At 70.0% G+C, this 3,217-nt stretch carries 2 protein-coding genes; both read right to left on the minus strand.

Features of this window, described 5'->3' with window-relative positions:
• Positions 1 to 263 (minus strand): virulence factor SrfC family protein (locus VNS22_RS07195; protein WP_325731042.1); only part of this gene is annotated, 263 nt, incomplete at its 3' end.
• A partial coding sequence (locus VNS22_RS07200) for a virulence factor SrfB (RefSeq protein WP_325731044.1) occupies positions 260 to 3,217 on the minus strand: 2,958 nt, incomplete at its 5' end. The genes VNS22_RS07200 and VNS22_RS07195, both read right to left, overlap by 4 nt.

The following is a 3,217-nucleotide window of genomic DNA, read 5'->3' on the forward strand; positions in this document are numbered from 1 at the left end:
GTGATCAGGCTGCCGATCAGGAAGGACTTGCCCGCCTGGCTGGCGCCGAACACGCCCACCGACATCGGCCGCTCGGCGGCGTTGGCGAGCCGGCGCGCATCCACGGCATGCCGGCGGCAGGTGCGCTCCAGGGCATCCAGCCGGTTGCCGACCAGGCCCGGATTGTCGCGGAACCAGGCCAGCCCCTCCACGGCGGTCCGGGCCAGCATCCGGGCCCGGTTCGCGAGGTCCTGGTCCTTCTGGCGGGTGGTGGCGTCGGTCACGAGGCCGCCAGCCCGATCGTGCGCAGCACGCCGGTATCCAGCCAGTAGCCGCCGCTGGCCTCCTGATCCATGGGGATGGTCTGCAGGCGGAAGCCGACCTTGTCCTTGCGCGGGTTGCCTTCGGCGTCCTCGACCTCGACCAGACGGAAATCCTCCAGCGTCGCGTCCTTCTTCTCGATCCGCTCGAAGGTCACCTTCAGCGGCGTGGCCAGCCGGGCCAGGCCGGCGGGATCGGTGAAGTACACATAATAGAGCGGCGTGGTCTTCCAGCGCTCCAGCGGCAGCTGGCGGAAGCCCAGCAGCACCGGGCCGCCCATGGACAGGGTGAAGCCCTCGACATTCTCGCCGGTGTCGAGGTCGGCGTCCGCCAGCAGCACGTTGCGTGCGACGATCCGGCCATCCAGGTCCATCACGCCGATATGCCGGGCGGTGGAGCGCATCTTCAGGCGCGACGCGCGGAACACGAAGCCGCGGGTCATGCCCTCGCAGATCCGGCAGAGCAGGGCCCCTACCGCTGCCGTGGTCTTGGGGTCCTGGATCAGGAAGTCCAGCGAGCGGAACGGGTACCAGCCACCGACCTCGTAGCGGTCCATCGGCACGATCCGGTCCGGGAACAAAGGCAGGTTGGCATAGATCAGGTCGCGCACCGCCGGCATCCGGGACGGGCGGCCGGTGAGCAGCAGCACGTCGCAGTCATAGGCGCGGATGACGTCGCACAAGTCTTCCAGCATCCCGCTGGCCACCGAGTGGACCGCGCCGGCCATGGCGGCCGGGTCGACGGTGAAGGGGATCTCGTCCAGGTCCAGGCCCAAGGCACCGGCCCGCTCGGCCGCACGCAGGAAATGCTGCCGAACGGGCGCCGAGAGCCGGTGCTGGCCGAGCAGCTCGGCGCAGCGGCGGGTCTGTGGCGGTGCCGGCCGGCGCGGGTCGCTCAGCTCGTATTCCTGGATCAAGGCCAGCGCCACCGGCACCAGGAGCTGGTTGACCAGCAAGGCGCGCAGGGCCTGCTCCTGCTGGGTCTGGCCGACCCGGTTGCCGCCGAACAGGTCGGACAGGACATGGCGTGGCCGGCTGGCCCCGGCACGGCCGAGCGCCGCGGCGAGATCGGGCAGGATCACCTGCTCGATCACCGCCTGGACCACGTCGTCGCCGGCCTGGCGGAAGCCCTCGCGGAACAGTTGCGCCGGCTCGATGGTCTGCTCGTTGCCGTGGTTGATGCGGTACTCGACGATCATCAGGTCGGTGGTGCCGCCGCCCATGTCCATGCTGGCGATGCGCAGGGACCGGCCGCGTTCGTCCTCGTGCCCGATCAGGCCGAACAGGTCGAAGGCGTTGCCGCGGAACTTGTAGCTGATCTCGTTGAACAGCCAGACCAGATGGGTCGCGGTCGCCTCGTCCCAGTCGAGCATCACGTCCGGGCGGCGGTGCACCGCGTCCTCGCCCACCCAGCCCATGGTCTGCCAGACGAGATCGATGGCGGCCGTGATCCGCTTGCGCATGATGCGCTGCTCGGCCAGCGGCGTGGCGGACGGCATGGTCAGGATCAAAGAGCGCAGGCGCCTGGGCAGGGCCGCGTTGGCCCGCTGCTCGCGCACTGCCACCGCGTTGATCTGGCAGAGCGCGTGGCTGAGCAGTTCGGCGATCATCAGCGTGTAGAGCGAGGAGCGGGAATAGAGCGGCTGCATGCCGACCTGGCCCTGCAGCGCCAGCTCGCCGCTCTCGGTGAGCCTGGCGGTCATCGGTCCGCTGATCGGCGGGATGCGCTGGCTCTTGGGCAGGGGCCCGCGGCTGTTCACCCAGGGCAAGGGCCTGGGCGCGTCGTCCCACAGATAGCGCTTGGCGCTGGACAGGCCGGAGACCCCCTCGGTGCCATCGGAGAACGAAGCCAGCCATTCCGCCTCGGGCCCGATCCGCACCGGGGACGGCCACCAGAACGCGTCACGCCGCCTTCCGGTGCGCCGGCTGAGGTCGGTGCGGCCGAAGCTCGCCGGGGCGAACTCGATCCGGCTGGCGAATGGGTCGGCATAGACCCGCTCCGGCCGGGACAGGTCGCGCAGCTCCAGCCGGTAGGCCTGGCCGATATCGACCACGCCCCGGTCCTTGGGCTGCTCGATGATGATCCCGCAGGTCCGGCTGTTGCCGACATCGACCACGAGATCGACGTCGATCGGCTCGTTCTGCAAGGACGGGGTGAGCGTGTCGACGAAGCGCAGCACCGGGATGTCCAGGGTCTGCGCCAGCGCTTCCAGCAGCACCAGATAGGCCGCCCAGTACTCGCCGGGCTCGGCCAGGTCTTCCAGCTGGAGCGGCCGCTTGCGGTCGCGGCTGCGCCCGGCGAGATAGGCGTCCGCGATCCAGGTCCGGACCCAGTCGAGCGTCAGGAACCAGCGGTTGTGCACCCCGTCGGCGACCAGGGCGAAGCGGGCGTCGTCCACCGCGTCGGCGGGCTCGGGTGCGGCATAGGGGCCGGTGGCGGAGCGCTCCAGGAGCACGGTGTCGAAGGCCAGCACCACCCGGTGGGTGTTGCCGTCCTCGTCGGGCCGCTCCTGGCGGCGCACGTAAAGCCTGCCCCAGTTGGTGGGCCCGTTGTCGAAGCTGGGCCCGCCCAGGCCCACCGGCTCCTTCTGCCGGAAGAACGGCAGCGGCAGCCAGATCCCGTCGAACACGTCGAGTGCCCGGCTGGCCCGGTACTCGTAGACGCCGTCGTCGGGTGCCATGCGTCCGCCCGGCTCGCCTTCAACCACGTAGCGCCAGTCGCCGTCGGCGGCCTCGTACAGGGGATGGAGGATGAATCGCGGCGCCTCGCCCGCGGACTCCTCGCCGCCCGGCGCCGCCTGATGCCAGAAGTGCCCGGTCAGCCGCGCGATCCGCGCCTCGTTCAAGCCGAAGTCCAGGAACTGGATCCCGGTGTTCATGACGAGGCTGGTAACTTCCGGAAAATGAACGAGCTTCTT

It is taken from the genome of Geminicoccus sp. (assembly GCF_035556675.1).
Classification (GTDB): domain Bacteria; phylum Pseudomonadota; class Alphaproteobacteria; order Geminicoccales; family Geminicoccaceae; genus Geminicoccus.